Source organism: Delftia sp. WSY_12 (assembly GCF_043104645.1).
Classification (GTDB): Bacteria; Pseudomonadota; Gammaproteobacteria; order Burkholderiales; family Burkholderiaceae_C; genus Comamonas; species Comamonas tsuruhatensis.
The window spans coordinates 93,916-112,216 of sequence record NZ_JBICKW010000062.1 but is presented as its reverse complement, the minus strand read 5'-3'; the positions used below and the strand labels follow the sequence as shown (position 1 = coordinate 112,216).

General features: G+C 61.4%; 14 protein-coding genes. 7 read left to right on the top strand and 7 right to left on the bottom strand.

Features of this window, described 5'->3' with window-relative positions; translation table 11 throughout:
* From wecB to ACF8LI_RS27770, 3 genes are all read left to right on the top strand, one after another.
* Complete coding sequence (wecB, locus tag ACF8LI_RS27780) at positions 1-1,095, top strand: non-hydrolyzing UDP-N-acetylglucosamine 2-epimerase (RefSeq protein WP_193615926.1); 1,095 nt, start codon at positions 1-3, stop codon at positions 1,093-1,095.
* Positions 1,095-2,354 (top strand): glycosyltransferase, encoded by a 1,260-nt coding sequence (locus tag ACF8LI_RS27775; RefSeq protein WP_392414637.1) that lies wholly within the window; start codon positions 1,095-1,097, stop codon positions 2,352-2,354. The genes wecB and ACF8LI_RS27775 overlap by 1 nt, the downstream gene beginning before the upstream one ends.
* 61 nt (positions 2,355-2,415) lie before the next feature.
* Positions 2,416-3,594, top strand: a complete 1,179-nt coding sequence (locus tag ACF8LI_RS27770; RefSeq protein WP_392414636.1) for a glycosyltransferase family 4 protein — start codon at positions 2,416-2,418, stop codon at positions 3,592-3,594.
* Between the two features lies 1 nt (position 3,595).
* On the opposite strand, the gene ACF8LI_RS27765 is transcribed toward ACF8LI_RS27770, so the two are convergent.
* From ACF8LI_RS27765 to metK, 3 genes are all read right to left on the bottom strand, one after another.
* Positions 3,596-5,449, bottom strand: a complete 1,854-nt coding sequence (locus ACF8LI_RS27765) for a glycosyltransferase (protein ID WP_392414635.1) — start codon at positions 5,447-5,449, stop codon at positions 3,596-3,598.
* A gap of 12 nt (positions 5,450-5,461) precedes the next feature.
* Positions 5,462-7,468, bottom strand: a complete 2,007-nt coding sequence (locus ACF8LI_RS27760; RefSeq protein ID WP_392414634.1) for a tetratricopeptide repeat protein — start codon at positions 7,466-7,468, stop codon at positions 5,462-5,464.
* A 235-nt stretch (positions 7,469-7,703) separates the two neighbouring features.
* Positions 7,704-8,885: a methionine adenosyltransferase gene (metK, locus tag ACF8LI_RS27755; protein WP_017403953.1), complete on the bottom strand. Its 1,182-nt coding sequence runs from the start codon at positions 8,883-8,885 to the stop codon at positions 7,704-7,706.
* 134 nt (positions 8,886-9,019) lie between these two features.
* Here metK and ACF8LI_RS27750 point away from each other — a divergent pair, with 134 nt between their 5' ends.
* Positions 9,020-9,871 carry a lysophospholipid acyltransferase family protein gene (locus ACF8LI_RS27750; RefSeq protein WP_034364844.1) on the top strand — a complete coding sequence of 284 codons (852 nt, stop codon included), beginning with the start codon at positions 9,020-9,022 and terminating at the stop codon, positions 9,869-9,871.
* Positions 9,868-10,734: a lysophospholipid acyltransferase family protein gene (locus ACF8LI_RS27745; protein ID WP_392414633.1), complete on the top strand. Its 867-nt coding sequence runs from the start codon at positions 9,868-9,870 to the stop codon at positions 10,732-10,734. Before ACF8LI_RS27750 ends, ACF8LI_RS27745 begins: the two co-directional genes overlap by 4 nt.
* Here the strand turns inward: ACF8LI_RS27745 and ACF8LI_RS27740 are convergent.
* From ACF8LI_RS27740 to zwf, 3 genes are all read right to left on the bottom strand, one after another.
* Positions 10,728-11,639, bottom strand: a complete 912-nt coding sequence (locus ACF8LI_RS27740; RefSeq protein WP_392414632.1) for an alpha/beta fold hydrolase — start codon at positions 11,637-11,639, stop codon at positions 10,728-10,730. The two genes, ACF8LI_RS27745 and ACF8LI_RS27740, sit on opposite strands and share 7 nt — an antisense overlap.
* 45 nt (positions 11,640-11,684) lie before the next feature.
* Positions 11,685-12,446, bottom strand: a complete 762-nt coding sequence (gene yihA / locus ACF8LI_RS27735; RefSeq protein ID WP_047326503.1) for a ribosome biogenesis GTP-binding protein YihA/YsxC — start codon at positions 12,444-12,446, stop codon at positions 11,685-11,687.
* 218 nt (positions 12,447-12,664) lie between these two features.
* On the bottom strand, positions 12,665-14,119 hold the full coding sequence (gene zwf / locus ACF8LI_RS27730; RefSeq protein WP_047217124.1) for a glucose-6-phosphate dehydrogenase: 1,455 nt from the start codon (positions 14,117-14,119) through the stop codon (positions 12,665-12,667).
* A 154-nt stretch (positions 14,120-14,273) separates the two neighbouring features.
* On the opposite strand from zwf, the gene pgi reads away from it, so the two are divergent.
* A complete protein-coding gene (gene pgi, locus ACF8LI_RS27725) occupies positions 14,274-15,818 on the top strand; it encodes a glucose-6-phosphate isomerase (RefSeq protein ID WP_392414631.1) in 1,545 nt (514 codons plus the stop codon).
* Positions 15,819-15,841: 23 nt separating this feature from the next.
* Here the strand turns inward: pgi and ACF8LI_RS27720 are convergent, their stop codons facing one another.
* Positions 15,842-16,744, bottom strand: a complete 903-nt coding sequence (locus tag ACF8LI_RS27720) for an SMP-30/gluconolactonase/LRE family protein (RefSeq protein WP_392414666.1) — start codon at positions 16,742-16,744, stop codon at positions 15,842-15,844.
* Positions 16,745-16,975: 231 nt separating this feature from the next.
* Between ACF8LI_RS27720 and ACF8LI_RS27715 the strand changes: the two genes are divergently transcribed.
* Positions 16,976-18,286, top strand: a complete 1,311-nt coding sequence (locus tag ACF8LI_RS27715; protein ID WP_392414630.1) for an ABC transporter substrate-binding protein — start codon at positions 16,976-16,978, stop codon at positions 18,284-18,286.
* Positions 18,287-18,301 lie beyond the last annotated feature (15 nt).

Below are 18,301 nucleotides of genomic sequence, written 5' to 3'. Positions count from 1 at the left end.
ATGAAAAAAATTATATGTGTTGTGGGTACCCGTCCGGAAGCTATAAAGATGGCTCCTGTGATACTCGCGCTAAAAAAAGAGCCATGGGCTGATGTACGTGTGTTAGCCACAGCACAACATCGAGAGATGTTGGATCAAGTTTTGAGTTTTTTTAGAATAGAGCCGGATATTGATTTGAATATCATGCGGCCAAATCAGTCACTAACGGAGTTGACGGGGCGCCTGCTTCTTCAACTCGATGAAGTCTTCAAGGCTGAAAAGCCGGATGTTGTACTAGTCCAAGGTGACACCACCACGGTAATGACTGTTGCATTGGCTTGTTTCTATCATCGAATTCCTATTGGACACGTTGAAGCAGGTTTGCGTACTTGGGATATACAGAATCCATTTCCGGAAGAGGCAAATCGCGTAATTGCAGGTAAGCTCGCGCGTTGGCATTTCGCTCCAACCGAAGGATCACGTCAGAATCTCCTTAAGGATGGAGTTGCTGATAAAGATATAGTTGTGACTGGCAATACAGTGATCGATGCACTGCTAATGGCCGCGAAGAAGGACTTGGAAATCGGAATAACCATTGATCCGAATAAACGCCTCGTACTTGTTACCTCTCACCGCCGCGAAAATTTCGGAGAGCCATTTAGACGAATCTGCCAAGCATTGAAGGTGTTGGCGCGTAAAAACCCTGATATTCAGTTCCTTTATCCTGTGCACCCCAATCCGAATGTAAAAAATGTGGCTTATGAGTTCTTGCAAGAAGAAGAAAATTTTATTTTATGTGAGCCACTGGACTATGCTCCTTTTGTTGCAGCAATGAAGAGATCAGTCCTGATCTTGACCGATTCCGGAGGCGTTCAGGAAGAGGCTCCTGCACTTGGCAAGCCTGTACTTGTATTGCGCGAGGAAACAGAACGCCCTGAAGCAGTTGCTGAAGGAGTTGTGGAATTGGTGGGATCTGATAGTGAGCATATTGTTCAAAGAGTGCAGTGCTTGCTAGATGATGAAACGGAATACAAGAAAATGGCACGAGGTGTTTCTCCATACGGAGATGGAAAGGCCGCTGAAAGAATAGTTGCCGTTCTGAGAGAGCAAGCTTAGTGAAAGTATTGCTTATTGCATATGAGTTTCCTCCAATATTGGCTGCCCAGGCATTGCGTTGGTTTTATTTATCCAATGAGCTGGTCGATATTGGTGTGGAAATCCATGTCGTATGTCCAGATATTTCGACAGAAAACGCGTTTCCCATGGATATGGATGCGCGTATTACTATCCATCGAGTCTGGCCAGGGCCTTTTATCGGATTTAGCCAGAGACTGGCAGGAAATGTCTGGAGAAATAGTAAAGCTGCGAATAGCAGAAATGCGTCAAAGCCATCTTGGCTATTTCAGGCTTATCGAGTAGTCCGATCGATTTTGAATGCTATTTTTTATCCGGATGTAAGGTCTGAATGGTATCCTTTCGCACTTCGAAAGATAAAGAAGTTGTTGAGGGACGAAAAATTCGATGCAGTAATAAGCTCACATGAGCCGTGTGTTGATATTTTTGTTGGAAATTATGCCCGTAAATTGGGGATTCCTTGGGTTATTGACATGGGTGATCCATTGCTAACCCCATACTCGCCAAAATGGAGGCGCGGAATTGATCTGAAAGTGGAGCGAAAGGTTATTCACTCAGCCTCTTCCATCTGGGTCACGGCTGGCAGTGTGTTGGACTTGTTGATAAGTCGTCATGGTGCCAGTGTCGAGAGAAAAATATCAGTATTGCCTCAAGGTTTTTCGTATAGGCGAGTAGGTCGGAAAAATAAAGAGGATGAACAACGCTTTCTTATGGTGTTTACAGGAAATTTCTACAGAGATTTCAGGAATCCGATAGAGTTGGCAAAGGCACTTTTTGGATTACAGGATCTGGCAATATCTTTTATCATTGCTGGGGATAATTCTGAATTTGAGCCCATGTTTCAAGGGATTTTCGGTGTTGAGTTTGCTGGAAAGAAAAGTCATTTTGAGTGCCTTGAGTTGCAAAGACAGGCAGATGTACTAGTGAATATTGGAAATGTCCAAAGCTACCAGATTCCAGGGAAAATATATGAATATCTGGGTGCTGAGAAGGCCATACTACACATAAAGACTGCTGAAGATTCTGACCCTGGTGTCGAACTTTTGGAAGAGACAGGTTCAGGGATTGTTGTGAAAAATTGCAGCAGACAAATTGAGGCTGTGCTAAGAGATATGTATAGGCAATGGGCAGATAATCCAGAGCAACTGACTGATGGAAGAAAAGAGGATGTTATTAAGGCTCATTCTTGGAGTCATCGAGCTCGTACTTGTAAGGAGCTGTTGAAAGAAATATTGCATTGACACTGATCGCTCTGATAGGGCAATAGATTTTTAATATATTCTGGTGTCAGATAATGCTCTTATGAGACTTGATGTAATTTTTGCCGCTGATGCGCTTCGCCCACCACTGACTGGTATCGGGCGATATACCTATGAGCTGGCGAAGCGGCTGGGTTGTCATGAGCGTATTGATAGATTGCGGTATTTTTCTTCCGGGCGATGGGTTGATGATCCCATGGCTGCTTTGGAAACCACCGCCCCTTTAAAATTATCCGTAACTAAGACCAAAGCGGCTTTGCGGGATAGGGTTGCGGGGAGTAGATTGGCTGTTCGTTTATACAAAAGGATCACCCCTGCTCTTTTTGGATGGCGACTGCGTGGAAATGACGGGTGTGTATATCATTCACCTAATTATATTGTTCCGAATTTCAGTGGTAGGACTGTAAGCACAATACACGATCTCTCTCATATCCTTTATCCGAATTTTCATCCCCAGGCCCGTGTTGAATATATGAATATGGCTTTGGGTGAAAGTTTGGCGAGGACAGATCATGTAATTACGGTATCCGAGACTGTTCGCCAGGAAGTGCTGGCTCATGGATTGATGTCGCCAGAACAAGTGACCGCTATACATTTGGCGGCGGGTAGTGATTTCCGACCTCATACATCAGAGATGCTAGACTCTGTACTGAATGCTTTGGGGCTTAAGTCTGGGAGGTATAGTCTATTTGTCGGTACCATAGAGCCACGGAAAAATATCCAACGCCTTGTTGAGGCGTATGGAATGCTACCCAAAGAGGTGCGGCACAATTGGCCTTTGGTGATTGCCGGTGGAAATGGCTGGAACTCTAGTGCGATTCACTTGTGCCTTGCAAAAGCACAAGCCCAAGGCTGGTTGCAATATATATCCTATGTCGACCAAAGCTGGCTTCCGGCATTGTATGCGGGGGCGCGGCTGATGGCCTATCCATCACTTTATGAAGGTTTTGGATTGCCTATTGTAGAAGCAATGGCGAGTGGCACTCCTGTGCTCACATCCAACGTTTCCTGCATGCCAGAGATTGCCGGAGGTGCCGCTAGGCTGGTGAATCCCTTGAATCTGGAGGAAATCTCGTTTGGCCTTCAGACCTGCCTGACTGATGAGCATTGGCAAAGGCAGGCGCGAACCTTAGGGTTGGTGCGATCTGGTCAAATGTCTTGGGATCAATGCTCTGAGCGAACAATAGAAATCTATGCCAAAGTAGCTCAATTGGTTCGATAAATCAGCGGGAGGTTTGAAGTGGATTTCGCCTATCTCTGCCATGTGCAATACTCAGTAATGAAGATACAGCTACATATCTCACTGCATTCCCCCATGATCTGAAGATTTTCGATCGATTGACTTTCGCAGTATGTAGTGGCAGAGCGATCTCTGTAACTTGTAGTCCCTGCCTGCGCATAAGCAGCAGCGTGCCGATGTCTTGATAGTCAAGCATTGTGGCCTCCGTAGAGGCTGCCACCTCCAATGCTTGGCGGTTGTACAACCGGAAACCTGACACAAAATCCCGCAGGCCAAAACCTGTCAACCAGCGGAACCATTGCCACGCGATGCGGCGCACCAGGCTGTTGCGCTCGGCGAAGTAGGCTACGACCATGTCCGCCTGCTGGCGTTGTGCCAGCAGCGTGGGCAGCTCCTCCACCTCATAGCGACCTTCAGCGTCGATGGTGACGACCGTCTGGAACCCATGGGTCTGCGCGTAGCGCAGGCCGGTCTGCAGGCTGCCCCAATTGGTCATTGCCAGCAAGGGGCGCAGTACCCTGGCGCCGCATTGCTCGGCTTCATGGCAGGTGGCATCCGTGCTTCTGTTGTCCACGACGAGCACGCTGGCCTCGACCAATGCATGCACGCGACGTATCAGGTGCGCAATCTCGGCTTCGTTGTTGCGCGTGGAAATGACAACCAGCAAGTCCTGGCGTGCTCTTGCCGGGCGGGTGTCGGGTGCCAGGCTGCGGTAGTGGCGTGCCACGCTGCGTTCGCAGGGACCGATGCTGAAAAACCGATGCAAGGCCTTGTGGCCCGATTGGCCCAGTCGTTGCCTGAGGGCCGTGTCGTGCTGCAGGCGAGCAATGCTGCTGCGCCAGGCATCAATGTCTTCAAACGGTACATGCAGGCCGGCGTGTGAGTGGGCGACCACCCAGGGCATGCCCGAACCGGGAAGGTCGGTGACCAGGCAGGGCTTGCCGTGCAGCATGGCCTCCAGCAATACGATGCCGAAAGCTTCCGTGCGTTCGCGCGAGGCAAGGCAGAAGATGTCGCATTCTGCAAACAAGGCATGTTTTTCCTCGTCCGATACCGAGCCCATCAGTCGCACGCAGGCCTGTCTGCCCTCTGGAGTGCATTGGCGTATCAGCTCTTCCAGGGATGCTCGCAGCTCTCCTTCTCCCGCGATCAGCAACTCCACGCCAGGCATGGCCGAGACGGCTCGGATCAAGGTCTCGAAGCCTTTGTAGTAGGTCAACCGTCCTATGGACAATAGGCGCAGCCGGGTGTCGGGCCGCCAGCCTTGGCCGTGATGCAGCAGCGCTGGTTCAGGAATGGTTTCGAGGTTCAGGCCCAGCGGAACGATCTCGCATTTGCTGCGCCAGGTGCGAAGGGCATTGCTGGCCTCAAGATATGGCGGCGACGTTGCGAATACTTGTTGGGCGCGTTCCAGCAAGGCCTGCTCGAACGGCCGGTACAGCATGTAGGCCAATGCCACGGACCACTTGATGTTGGACACCACCACATCGGAGTGCCAGTGGATGACCCAGGGCACGCGCCGCGCGATGGGCAGGGTCAGTGCCCAAAGCGCCGAGTTGTTGGGCAGATGCAGGTGCAGTACGTCGGGCTGAATGCGTTCGATGGCGCGGCCCAGTGCGCGCCGGAATCCCATGGCCATGGGGGCATAGACCAGATTGAATTGAACGGGCACGCGTTCCAGCCAGGCGGGATCATCTGGCTCCGGATCACCATGGACCAGGGCATGGGCATCGACACCCTGGCGTCGTTGCTCGTGTATCAGGTCGGCCAGAAAGACTTCCATGCCGCCCCGGTAGGGAGGGAAGAATTTACCGACGTGAAGTATGCGCAGGGCCATGGCGGACAGCGCCTACTTCGTCGTCTGAGGCTTTGCGGTAGCCGGGCTCAGCTGATTGCGGACCTGCCGGTACTGCGGATTCTGTGGCTCCAGGCGTATTGCCTGATCCAGACTCTTCAGTGCTTCCGGCAGGTTGCCCAGGCCGTGATAGGCCATTGCACGCCCGTAGAAAGCGGGCGCGCTGGGGCTGCGAGCAACCAGTGGTTCCAGCAGCTCTTTGGCTTGAGCGCTATCACCCTGGCCGACAAGGGCCAGCCCCAATCCGACGATCAGGCGAGGGGCGTTTGGCGAGGTCTGCAGCAGAGTTCGGAAGTCGTCGGCTGCAACTTTGTATTGCTGCGCACCTATGGCCGCCTCTGCGCGTTTCAGGCGCAGGGTCTGCTCCATTTGCTTGGCGTTGGCACTGTCTTCAGTGGGCTCGCCCAGGGCGCGCGAGTATTCCTCGAATGCTGCGCGCAACTGGCCTGTGGCCATCAACGCTTCGGCTTTCTGGTAGTACAGGGCTTGGCCATTGAAGCCTTTGGCCTGGGCTGCGGCAAAGGCATTGAGGGCTTCGGGGAATTTCTTTTGCTGGGACAGAACGGCACCCATATTGAACAGCGCATTACCGCCCAAGTCTCCAAGTGCGTTGGCCGTGGCGAAGTCTTGCAGCGCCTGGTCGAGCATGCCCTTGTCTGCGTGTGCTGTTCCTACGTTCAGGAAGGCACGGCCACGTCCCACGGCATTGGCGGGGGCTTTTTTGTCGATTTTTTCAGCGGCATCGGCCCAGGATGTGCCTGCATCCTGCAGAGAGAGCACGCGTTCGAAAGCGAGGGCTCCGAACACCACGCCGATGACGATGCCGACGATGTAGATGGTGCGTGGCTTGACCCCCGTCAGCGCAATGGCCGCCAATCCCGGGATGGCCACAGCCCACAGATAGCTGCGATACAGAACGAAGGGGTCCTGCAGCCAGACCGTGGCGAATTCGGTCGCATACCAGAGCAGGGGAAACAGGAGGCAGAGCGCGACCAAGCCAATGACACCGGGACGCCTAAGCACGGCCCAGATTGAGCAGGCCAGCAGGGCCAGGTAACCGAGCGCGCCGGCTAGGTGCCAGATCGAGCCGAAGCCGAGAGGAAATGCCGGTCTCAGGTCGATGGACATCCAGCCCACATAGGGAACGATCCACAGAAAGCCATAGGCAAAAAACAGGGCCGCTTCATTGAGGATGCTCAGGGGATAGATCTGTGAGGTGATCCCGGGCCGAAGGGCTTCCAATTGCCTTGCATAGCCTTGGGATTGCTCGTCGAAAATCTGGCCCACCAGACTGCCGAAGAAATGAAAGACTGCCGCCGAGGCAACGGCCAGCAGCAGCAAGGCCATTCCCACAATGACCATGGCAGCCTTCAGGCCGGGGCGCCGCACAAAGATATAGAGCGGCACCACCATGGCGACCGTCAGAAAGGCATGCTCCTTGGACAGGATGGCGAGCACATAGCAGATCAATGCCGCGATATGCCAGAGGGCTCGCCCGCCCTGAAGCCCGCGCACAAAGGCCCAGCATGCCAGAACGGCAAAGAGCGTTGCCATGACGATGGATCGCTGCACCAGGTATCCAACGGCGTAGACCGCGACAGGGTTGAGCGCGAAAAGGACCAGGCCCAGTTGCAGGGCTGCATCGCGCGACGCGTGGAAGTGGGGTTGCTCCTCGATGTCGTGCGGAAAGCGCGTCTGTGTCAGCAGTGCCTTGAACAATGCATAGAGAGCCGCCACGGTCGCGAGATGCAAGGCGATATTGAAGACGCGCTGCTTCCACCAGCCGTCTCCGAAAATCTGTTCGATCCAGACGAAGCTGCCATACGACAGCGTGCGCTGCTTGAAGTCCAACAGGCTGCCATAGTTGCCGAAAATCGTTCCATCCGTCAGACGCATATCGTCGAACAGCAGCCCGTTGTTCAGGCCGGGCAGATACACCCCCAATATGGCCAGCAAAAGAAGGGCACTGAACCAGTAAATCGCTTTGGAGGGGGCAGCCATTGCTTCTTGTCTTGTCTCGGATGTGGCGGAACTTGGAATGGTGGGCCGGGAAATGGCCGCTCTTGGGAAGAGCGCAGGCAGTTTACCAGCCGAGCAACCCGCTACCGCAGCCTGCTGCGCCGGTTTGACGTGAGTGTTGTGAGAAGGCTCGAGATGAAAAAAGCCCCATGCTGCGTCAGGCGCGGCATGGGGCCGGGAGGCCATCAGATGGGCGTGAACGCCCCTGGCATTTTGCTTACAGGCCAGCCGCAGCACGCAGCGCCGCTGCCTTGTCCGTCCGCTCCCAGGTGAACTCGGGCTCTTCACGGCCGAAGTGGCCATAGGCAGCGGTCTTGCTGTAGATCGGGCGCAGCAGGTCCAGCATCTGGATGATGCCCTTGGGACGCAGGTCGAAGTGGGCGGCCACCAGCTTGGCAATCTCGGCGTCGGGGATGACGCCCGTGCCTTCGGTGTAGACCGTGATGTTCATCGGGCGTGCCACGCCGATGGCGTAGGCCACCTGGATCTGGCACTGGCGCGCCAGGCCGGCGGCCACGATGTTCTTGGCCACGTAGCGCGCGGCGTAGGCGGCGCTGCGGTCCACCTTGGTCGGGTCCTTGCCACTGAAGGCGCCGCCGCCGTGGGGGCAGGCACCGCCGTAGGTGTCGACGATGATCTTGCGGCCGGTCAGGCCGCAGTCACCCTGGGGGCCACCCACGACGAAGCGGCCCGTGGGGTTGATCAGGTACTTGGTGTCCTGCAGCCACTCGGAGGGCAGCACGGGCTTGATGATTTCCTCGATGATGGCTTCGGTGAAGCTGGACTTCATCCTGGTGGCCGATTCCGACTGGTCGGGGCTGTGCTGGGTGGACAGCACCACGGTGTCGATGCTGTGGGGCTTGCCGTCCACGTAGCGCATGGTCACCTGGCTCTTGGCGTCAGGACGCAGGAAGGGCAGGCGGCCGTCCTTGCGCAACTGTGCCTGGCGCTCGACGAGGCGGTGCGCGTAGTAGATGGGCGCGGGCATCAGCTCGGGGGTCTCGTCGCAGGCGTAGCCGAACATCAGGCCCTGGTCGCCGGCGCCGGTGTTGAGCTCGTCATCGCTGGCCTTGTCCACGCCCTGGGCGATGTCCTGGCTTTGCTTGTCGTAGGCCACGAGCACGGCGCAGCCCTTGTAGTCGATGCCGTAGTCGGTGTTGTCGTAGCCGATGCGCTTGATGGTGTCGCGTGCGACCTGGATGTAGTCGACGTTGGCGCCCGTGGTGATCTCACCTGCCAAAACCACCAGGCCCGTGTTGGTCAGTGTCTCGGCGGCCACGCGGCTGTACGGGTCTTGGGCGAAAATGGCGTCCAGGATCGCGTCAGAGATCTGGTCGGCCACCTTGTCCGGATGGCCTTCAGAGACGGATTCCGAGGTGAAAAGAAAATCGTTCGCCATGTGAATAAACTCCTTGGTTGCAGCTTTTTTGATGGGCGTTGCCCAAGCTGCAGGAGCCCTGGCGAACGCTTTAGCAGACTTGTTTTACGTCGCTCTGCAAGTTGCTCAGTTAACTCAGCGACCCGCACATTTTAATGCCTTCCTTGTTCCGACTGTTTGCTGCACTGCCTTTGTGGCTATTGCACCCCCTTGGCGCGCTCATCGGCTGGGTGGCTTTCGTGGCCTCCGGCACGTACCGGCGCCGCTTTCTGGCCAATGCCCGCCAGGCCGGCTACGGCTTCGGCGCCGTGGCGCCGGCCGTGGGGCACGCGGGGCGCATGGTGGCGGAGCTGCCGCGCATGTGGATGGGCAGGCAGCCGAGCTGCCAGATGCACAACGAGGAATGCGTGCGCCGGGCCTACGCTGCCGGGCGCGGCATCATCTTTCTGACGCCCCACCTGGGCTGCTTCGAGCTGTCGGTGCAGCATGCGGCACGGCAATGGTCGGCCGAGCATGGCGCGATCACCATTCTCTACCGGCCCGCGCGCCAGCCCTGGCTGGCCCGCGTCATGGAGACGGCGCGCAACCGCCCCGGCGTGCAGGCCGTGCCGACCACGCTGGCTGGCGTGCGCCAGATGATCAAGGCGTTGCGCAAGGGCATGGCCGTGGGGCTGCTGCCCGACCAGGTTCCGCCCGAGGGGCAGGGCGTCTGGTCGCCGTTCTTCGGCCGTGATGCCTATACGATGACGCTGGCGGCGCGCCTGGCGTTGCAGACGGGGGCCGCGGTGATCGTGGCCCGTTGTGAGCGCTTGTCCTGGGGGCGGGGCTATGCGCTGTATCTTGAGGAGTTGCCCGTGCCCTTGTCCGAGAATCTGGAAGCTGCGGTGCAGCAGATCAACGAGGCGATGGAACACACCATCCGCCAATGCCCGCAGCAGTACCTGTGGGGCTATGCGCGCTACAAGCAGCCGCGCCGTGAAGCAGCTGCCGGCGAGGTGGGTGCATGAGCGGGCGCATCGGCGTGTGGCTGATGCGGTCGCTGGCGTGGATGCCGCTGCCGTGGCTGCGGGGGCTGGGTGCGTTTCTGGGGCGGCTGCTGTTCGTGCTGGCCGCGCCGCGCCGCAAGGTGGCGCTGCGCAATCTGGCGATGTGCTTTCCCGAGCTGACCGAGGCGCAGCGCGTGTATCTGGCGCGCCGCAACTTCATCGTCTTTTGCCAGACCTGGCTGGACCGCAGCTGGCTGTGGGCGGCGCCGCGCGAGGTGGTGGCCGAGCGCGTGAAGCTGCAGGGTGCCGTGCATGAGCTCGATGGCGACACCCCGACCATCCTGTTCGCGCCGCATTTCTACAGCATGGACGCGGGCGGGCTGGCCTTGCCTCTGCACACCACGCGGCCCTTCACCTCGATCTTCTCCACCCATCCGGACCCGGCGGTCGATGAGTGGTTCATGTCGGGGCGCCAGCGCTTTGGCGACGTGCGCATGCTCAACCGCGCCGACGGGGTCAAGCCCATCATCTCCAGCCTGCGCAAGGGCGGTTTGCTGTACCTTTTGCCCGACATGGACTTCGGTCGCAACGACTCGGTCTTCGTGCCTTTCTTCGGCGTGAACGCGGCCACCATTCCCTCGCTGTCGCGCTTCGCGCGCCTGGGCCGGGCCAAGGTGCTGGGCATGTACACGCGCATGACGCCCACGGGCTACGTGGCCGAGATCACGCCGGCCTGGACGGATTTCCCCACCGACGATGTCGAGGCCGATACGGCCCGCATGAACCGTGAGCTGGAGGCGGCCATCCGCACCATGCCCGACCAGTACTACTGGGTGCACAGGCGCTTCAAGACCCGGCCCGAGGGCGAGCCCTCGGTCTACTGAAAGGGGCGGGACAGGAACTGCTCCAGCGCTTGCCGCACCGCATCGGGCTGCTCGTGCACGACCCAGTGCGAGGTGCCGGCCAGGTGCTGCACCGTCAGGCGCGGCACCCACGGCTCCAGGCCTTCGACCAGTGCAGGCTGCAGCGCCGGGTCGCTGTCGCCCCAGAGCACATGCGTGGGCACGCCGATGTCCAGCATCTCGGGCGGCAGCCTCAGGTTGCGCAGTGCGTCGGCTGAGGCCGGATCTTCGGGCCGGGGCGGCACCAGGGGACTGGCGCCGTAGTAGTGGCAGGAGCCTTGCACGCCCAGGTCCCAGTGCTCGCGGTAGCGCTGCTGCAACTGCGGCGTGAGCCATCCGGGCAACTCGCCCTGCGGTGTGCGGAAAAATCCCAGCATGCGCTGCCAGTCGTTCTCGGCCAGCAGGGCGGGCGCATCAGGTCGGCGCAGGAAATGCATGTACTGGCTTGCGGCCTGCTGCACGGGGTTGTGCAGCAGTTCGCGCAGAAAGGCGCCCGGATGCGGGGCGTTGAGGATCATCAGCCGTTGCATCAGCCCGGGATGGCGGTTGGCCAGGCCCCAGGCCAGGGCACCGCCCCAGTCGTGGGCAATCACGCAGGCTGCGGGTGCGCCAGGGCTTTCGATGGCGATCAGCGCCGCCAGATCCTGCAGTAGGTGCTTGGCCTTGTACTGCTCCACACCGGCTGGCTGGCTGGAACGGCCAAAGCCCCGCAGATCGGGGGCGACGCAACGCCATTGCGTGCCGAACTGCTCCAGCATGCCTTCCCAGATGAAGCTGCCTTCAGGAAAGCCGTGCAGGAACAGCAGCAGTGGCTGGCCGGGTTCGCCGCTGACGCGGCAGTGCAGATGGATGCCGTGAGGCAGCTCGCGAATGCAGGTGTTCACCATGTTGCGCTCCTTGCGGGGCGCTGGCTACACGAGCGCCTCCAGGCGCTAATCTTGGGGGCTGTCGGTCGCGGCGGGCGTCGCAGTTGCGACGTTCGCGACGTCGGCGGGCTCGTCCGTGGCCGCCGGCGGATTCAGGCCTTCGGGATGGCTCCAGTGCCACAGCAGCTGGGCCACCTCGTCCACGCCCTGCTTCTTGAGCGCGGAGAACATGCGCACTTCGCCACCACCGGCGTTGAGCCGCGTGATGGACAGCACCTTGGCCTGCTCGGCGCGCGTGAGCTTGTCGGCCTTGGTCAGCAGCACGAGGAATTTCAGGCCTTCCTGCACGCGCGGGCGCATGGCGTCGAGCAGGGCTTCGTCCAGCTCCGTCAGGCCCAGGCGCGGATCGCACAGCAGCACGATGGCCGACAGGCTCTCGCGGCTGACCAGATAGTTCAGCATCACGCGCTGCCAGCGCTGCTTGTCCGTGCGCGAGACGGCGGCATAGCCGTAGCCGGGCAGGTCGGCCAGCACGGCGTCGGTCACGCCCTGCTTGCCCAGGGAAAACAGGTTGATGTGCTGTGTGCGGCCAGGCTTCTTGGAGGCGAAGGCCAGCTGCTTTTGCTGCGTCAGCGTGTTGATGCAGGTGGACTTGCCGGCGTTGGAGCGGCCCACGAACGCTATCTCGGGCACATCGACCTTGGGAAGATGGTGCAACTGCGCAGCCGTCGTCAAAAAGCGCGCCGTGTGCATCCAGCCCATGGCCAGCTTGGGATCGATCAGGGAGGAAGTGGGGGCGGCATCGCCAGCCGGCGCAGCAGGATTCATGGTGTGGTCAGTCTCTCGGGGCCTCATTGTAGGTTCCCCCATGGAACCGGCGCGCCCAGCGGGCTATAGGCAACGGTGCTGACAAAGCGTGGCGCATGAAACTGGCGCACTCCAAAGTCGGAGACAGCGAGCAAGGGCCGCCCCGCCGCGAAGCTGTCGTCCCCCTCCCCCGCGAAGCGGGCAGAGAGGGGGAAGGCGCGCAGCGCCTCAGGGGGAGCCTAAACCTCTTCGCTCCAGCAAAAACCATCCCTCGCAATCATGGCGCTGGCTGCGCTGGGCCCCCAACTGCCCGCCGCATAGCCGCGCGGCCCCGAGGTGTCGCTGCGCCAGTGCTGAAGGATGGGTTCCACCCAGCGCCAGGCCTGCTCCTGCTCGTCGCTGCGCACAAAGAGGTTCAGCCTGCCGGCGATCACGTCCAGCAGCAGGCGCTCGTAGGCGCCCACGCGCTTGGCACCGAAGCGCTGGTCGAAGTCCAGGTTCAGGTGCACGGGGGCCAGCGAAGGCTCGGCCTGCTGCTGGGTGGCGCCCTGTGCCAGCAGGTGCAGCTCCAGCCCGTCCTTGGGCTGCAGATTGATCACCAGGCGATTGGCTTCGGACAGGGGTGAGCGGAAGATCGGGTGGGGCACGGGCCGGAAGTTCACGACGATGCGCGCGTCCCTTCCTGCCAGCCGCTTGCCGGTGCGGATGTAGAAGGGCACGCCGGCCCAGCGCCAGTTGCAGATCTCGGTGCGCAGGGCGACGAAGGTCTCGGTTTGGCTGCCCGCCGCCACGCCTTTTTCCTGCTGGTAGGCCGGCACGGGCTGGCCCTGGCTGGCGCCGGCCAGGTACTGGCCGCGCACCACGTGCTGGCTCAGGGTTTCCGGCGTCCAGGGCCTGAGCGACTGCAGCACCTTGAGCTTTTCGTCGCGTATGGCATGGGCCGATGCGTTGATCGGCGGCTCCATGCCGATGGCGCACAGCAGCTGCAGCGCATGGTTTTGCACCATGTCGCGCAGCGCGCCGGTCTGGTCGTAGAACGCGCCCCGGCTTTCCACGCCCAGTTCCTCGGCGATGGTGATCTGGATGTTGGCAATGGTCTCGCGCCGCCACAGCGGCTCGAACAGCGCATTGCCAAAGCGCAGCGCCAGAAGGTTCTGCACAGAGGGCTTGCCCAGGTAGTGGTCTATGCGGAACACCTGCTCTTCGCGCAGCACCTTGCGCAGCGTGGCATTGATGGCCTGGTTGGAGGCCAGGTCGTGGCCCAGCGGCTTTTCCAGCACCACGCGGGTGCGCGGGCCGTTCAGGCCCACGGCGGCGATCTGCTCGCAGACCGTGGTGAACAGGCTGGGGGCGGTGGCCACGTACATCACCACCGTTTCTGCGTCGCGCGCGGCCAGCGCCTGTGCCAGCTTCCCGTAGTCGGCGGGCTGCGACAGGTCCATGCGCAGGTAGTGCAGCAGGTCTGCGAAGCGGGCGAATTCCTCGGGGTTGGGGCGCTTGGACAGCTCGACGCCGTCAAAGCGCGACTGGATGAGGGCGCGGTACTGGTCGTCGCTCAGGTCATCGCGGGCCACGCACAGGATGCGGCCGCCCTCGGGCAGGGTGCCGTGGCGAAACGCCTGGAACAGCGCCGGCATGAGCTTGCGCCATGCCAGATCGCCCGTGCCGCCAAACAAGACCAGATCGAAACCCATGTTGCCTCCCGAGGTGAATATTTTGGTAACTTAGTTACCAATTTTTGAGGAAATCGAATAAATTATAGAGTAACCACGTCATTTGATTGAAGCTTCAGATGATGATTGTTGTAATTTGATTACTTCTCTGCAAGCAGCCCTGTCGGTGAACCCCATGCTTATCCGTTGCGATCACGCCCTCGCCTGGCCTCTTTTGCAAAACCACGCCCGGGCCGTGATGCCCGATTTCGACCTGCGCGGTGCCTTCGCCTCTGACCCCGCCCGGTTCGCGCGCTTCAGCCAGGAGGCTCCGCACTGCTTTGCGGACCTGTCCAAGAATCTGTGGGACGCGCAGGCCGAAGACCTGCTGCTGCAGCTGGCCCGCAATTGCGAGGTGGAGCGCCAGCGCGACGCCATGTTCGCGGGCGAGGCCGTCAACTCCACCGAGGGGCGTGCGGCGCTGCACACGCTGCTGCGCCATCCGCCCGGCAATGCGCCGCCGGGCCTGGCCTGGGCGCTGGCCCAGGTGCACGAGACGCTGGATGCCATGCTGGCCTATGCCGAGCGCGTGCGTGCGGACGAGGACATCACCGACGTGGTGTGCATGGGCATAGGCGGATCGGGTCTGGGGCCGCAGATGGCGGTCCAGGCGCTGCAAGGCCTGGGCGATGCGCGCCGGCGCATGCACTTCGTCTCGAACGTGGATGGCCACGCGCTGCAGGCCGTGCTCGTGGGCCTGCAGCCGCGCAGCACGCTGTTCATCGTGGCCTCCAAGGTGTTCAACACGCAGGAGACGCTGACCAATGCGCGCAGCGCACTCGACTGGTTCCACGCAAACGGCGGCAGCGAGGTGTCCCGCCATTTCGTCGCGCTGACCACCCATGCCGCTGCGGCGGCGCAGATGGGCATCACCACCACCTTCGGCTTCTGGGACTGGGTGGGCGGGCGCTATTCGCTGTGGTCGTCCATCGGACTGCCGGTGGCCGTTGCCGTAGGCGCTGCCGCGTTTCGCGCCATGCTGGCCGGTGCGCACGCTATGGACATGCATTTCCGCACGTCGCCGCTGCAGGCCAATCTGCCCGTGCGCCTGGGCCTGCTCGACGTCTGGTACCGCAATCTGCTGGGCTTTGGCAGCCGCTGCATCGCGCCCTACCACGCAGGCCTGCGGCGCCTGCCGGCCTATCTGCAGCAACTGGAGATGGAGAGCAACGGCAAGCGCGTGGACCGGCAGGGCCGGCCGCTGGCGCTGGGCTCGGCGCCCGTGCTCTGGGGTGAGCCCGGCACGGATGGGCAGCATGCCTTCTTCCAGATGCTGCACCAGGGCAGCGACATCGTGCCGCTGGAGATCATTGCGGTGAAGCAGGCTTCGCACACCTTGCCAGGCCACCAGGAACAGTTGCTGGCCAACGCGCTGGCCCAGGCCCAGGCCCTGATGCAGGGGCGCGCCAGCGAGGACGGGCACCGCCATTTCCCCGGCAACCGTCCCAGCAGCTTCCTGCTGCTGGACGCGCTCACGCCTGCGGCGCTGGGCGCGCTGGTTGCGCTGCAGGAGCACCGCGTGTTCGTGGCCGGCGCGCTGTGGGGCATCAACAGCTTCGACCAATGGGGGGTGGAGCTGGGCAAGCTGCTGGCGCGTGACCTTCAGCTGCGCCTGGGCAATGGCGACATGGCGGGGCTGGACGCCTCCACCGCCGGCCTGCTGCAGCGGCTGCGGGCCTGATGGCCTGAGGGCCTGGCCCCGCTCTACGCCTCCCGGAAGCAGTTGACCGGCAGCCCTGGCACCTCGACGCGGCAATGCATCAACGCCCCGGCAGGCACGGCGGCCCGGCGTTCTTCCTCGGGGCGGCCGTGCGAGGCGGAGGTGATGTAGAGCGTGCGCAGGTCTTCTCCGCCCAGGCAGACCATGGTGGGGCAGCGCACGGGCGTCTCGATGCGCTGCACGACTTCGCCCTGCGGGTCCAGCCGCAGCACGCAGCCGCCTTCGTACATGGCCACCCAGTAGTGGCCCCGGGTGTCGACGCAGGCACCATCGGGCCGGCCGCCGTACAGGCGCCCTTGCGTGCGGGGCGCGAAGGCCTTCCACAGTGCGCGGGCCCCCAGCGTGCCGGTGTCCAGGTCGAAGGCAAAGCGGTCTATGCGGTGTGCGGGCGTGTCGGCCCAGTACAGCCATGCGTCGTCGGGGCTGAAGGCCAGCCCGTTGGCCGTGGTGCAGTCGCCTGCCATGCGCTGGACCGCGTAGCCGCCGTTGTCCACCGCGCGCAGGCACCACAGTGCCGCCTCGGGCGCGGTCTTGGGCGCGAACAGGGAGCCCGCCCAGAAGCGGCCGGCTCGGTCGCAGCGGCCGTCGTTGAGGCGGAACTGGCGTGGATCGTGGTCCAGGCCGGCCAGCATGGTGATGTGGCCGATGGCCGGCTCCAGCAGGCCGAAGCCGTCTCGCAGGCCGATGACGATGCGGCCCTGGTCCGTGGGCGCGCAGCAGCCGGGCTCGCTGGGCGTGGCCCAGCTTTGCTGCTGGCCGCTGGCCGGGTCCCAGGCATGGATGCGCAGGCCCTGGATATCGCACCAGTAGAGCCGGCGATCAGCGGGGTGCCAGAAGGGCGATTCGCCCAGGGCGCTGGGAGGAACCGGGGCGATCTGCATGGCCATGGTCTGCTCGCTGGAAGTCATGGCCAGCATTCTAGGAGCGGCTCCCGCCAGACCGCTGCTCGCAGATAGTGTGTTGCGCAGATCAGGGATATCTCTAGCCATGCATGTGCATAGAAGTATCAGCGGCCGGGCTGCCCGTACCAATGCACCCGCAGGCCTGTCCCCACAATCGGTCACCAGCGGCAGGGATGGACCGCGAAGACCACAGCATTCATTGCGAAGGAGACAGACATGCACAGCTTGCTCAGGGCGGGCGCGGCGCTGGCCGTGGCCGCATCGGCCGCCGGCGCACAGGCCGACACCGAACTCGTGATTGCGACCGTGAACAACGGCCACATGATCGAGATGCAGAAACTCTCTGCCCGCTTCGAGCAGGCCCATCCCGGCATCACGCTCAAATGGGTCACGCTGGAAGAGGGCATGCTGCGCCAGCGCGTGACCACCGACATCGCCACCAAGGGCGGCCAGTTCGACGTGATGACGGTGGGCCTGTACGAGGTGCCGATCTGGTCGAGGAATGGCTGGCTGCTGCCGATTGCCACCGATGCCGCCTATGACGCAGACGACTTGCTGCCTTCCATCCGCAAGGGCCTGTCGCACGAGGGCAGGCTCCACGCCCTGCCGTTCTATGGCGAGGCATCGATGCTCATGTACCGCCGTGATCTGGCCGAAAAGGCGGGTTTCACCATGCCCGCGCAGCCGAGCTGGGAGCAGGTGCGGGAATTTGCCGCCAAGGCCCATGATCCCAAGGCTGGCGTCTACGGCATCTGCCTGCGCGGCAAGCCGGGCTGGGGTGACAACATGGCCCTGGTCACCACCATGGTCAACACCCACGGCGGCCAGTGGTTCGACATGCAATGGAAGCCGCAGCTGGACACACCGGCCTGGAAGAAGGCCGTGGGTTTCTATGTGGAGCTGCTGAAGGCCTACGGGCCGCCCGGCGCATCGGCCAACAGCTTCAACGAGAACCTGGCGCTGTTCAACGAGGGCAAGTGCGCGGCCTGGGTCGATGCCAGCATTGCGGCCTCGTTCGTGGGCGATCCACGGCAGTCCAAGGTGGCCGGCAAGGTGGCGTATGCGGCCGCTCCCGTGGCTTCCACGCCCAAGGGGGCGACGTGGCTGTGGACCTGGAACCTGGCCATCCCCGCCAGCTCCAGGAAGGTGGATGCGGCCCAGGCCTTCATCAAATGGGCCACTTCCAAGGAGTATGTGCAGCTGGTGGCGCGCGAGCATGGCTGGCGCGCCGTTCCCACGGGCACGCGGCAGTCCACCTATGTGAGCGCCGAGTTCCAGAAGGTCGCGGACTTTGCCGGCGCCGAGAAAAGCGCCATCGACAGCGTGAGCCTGAGCGATGCGACCGAGCCGCGCTCACCCTACATCGGCGTGCAGTACGTGGCCATCCCCGAGTTCCAGGCCATAGGCATTGCCGTGGGGCAGCAAGTCAGTGCGGCGCTGTCGGGCAAGGCCACGGTGGAGCAGGCGCTCAAGACCTCGCAGACCCTGGCGGACCGCGAGATGAGGAAAAGCGGCTACTACAAGTGATGGCTGCCTCGATGC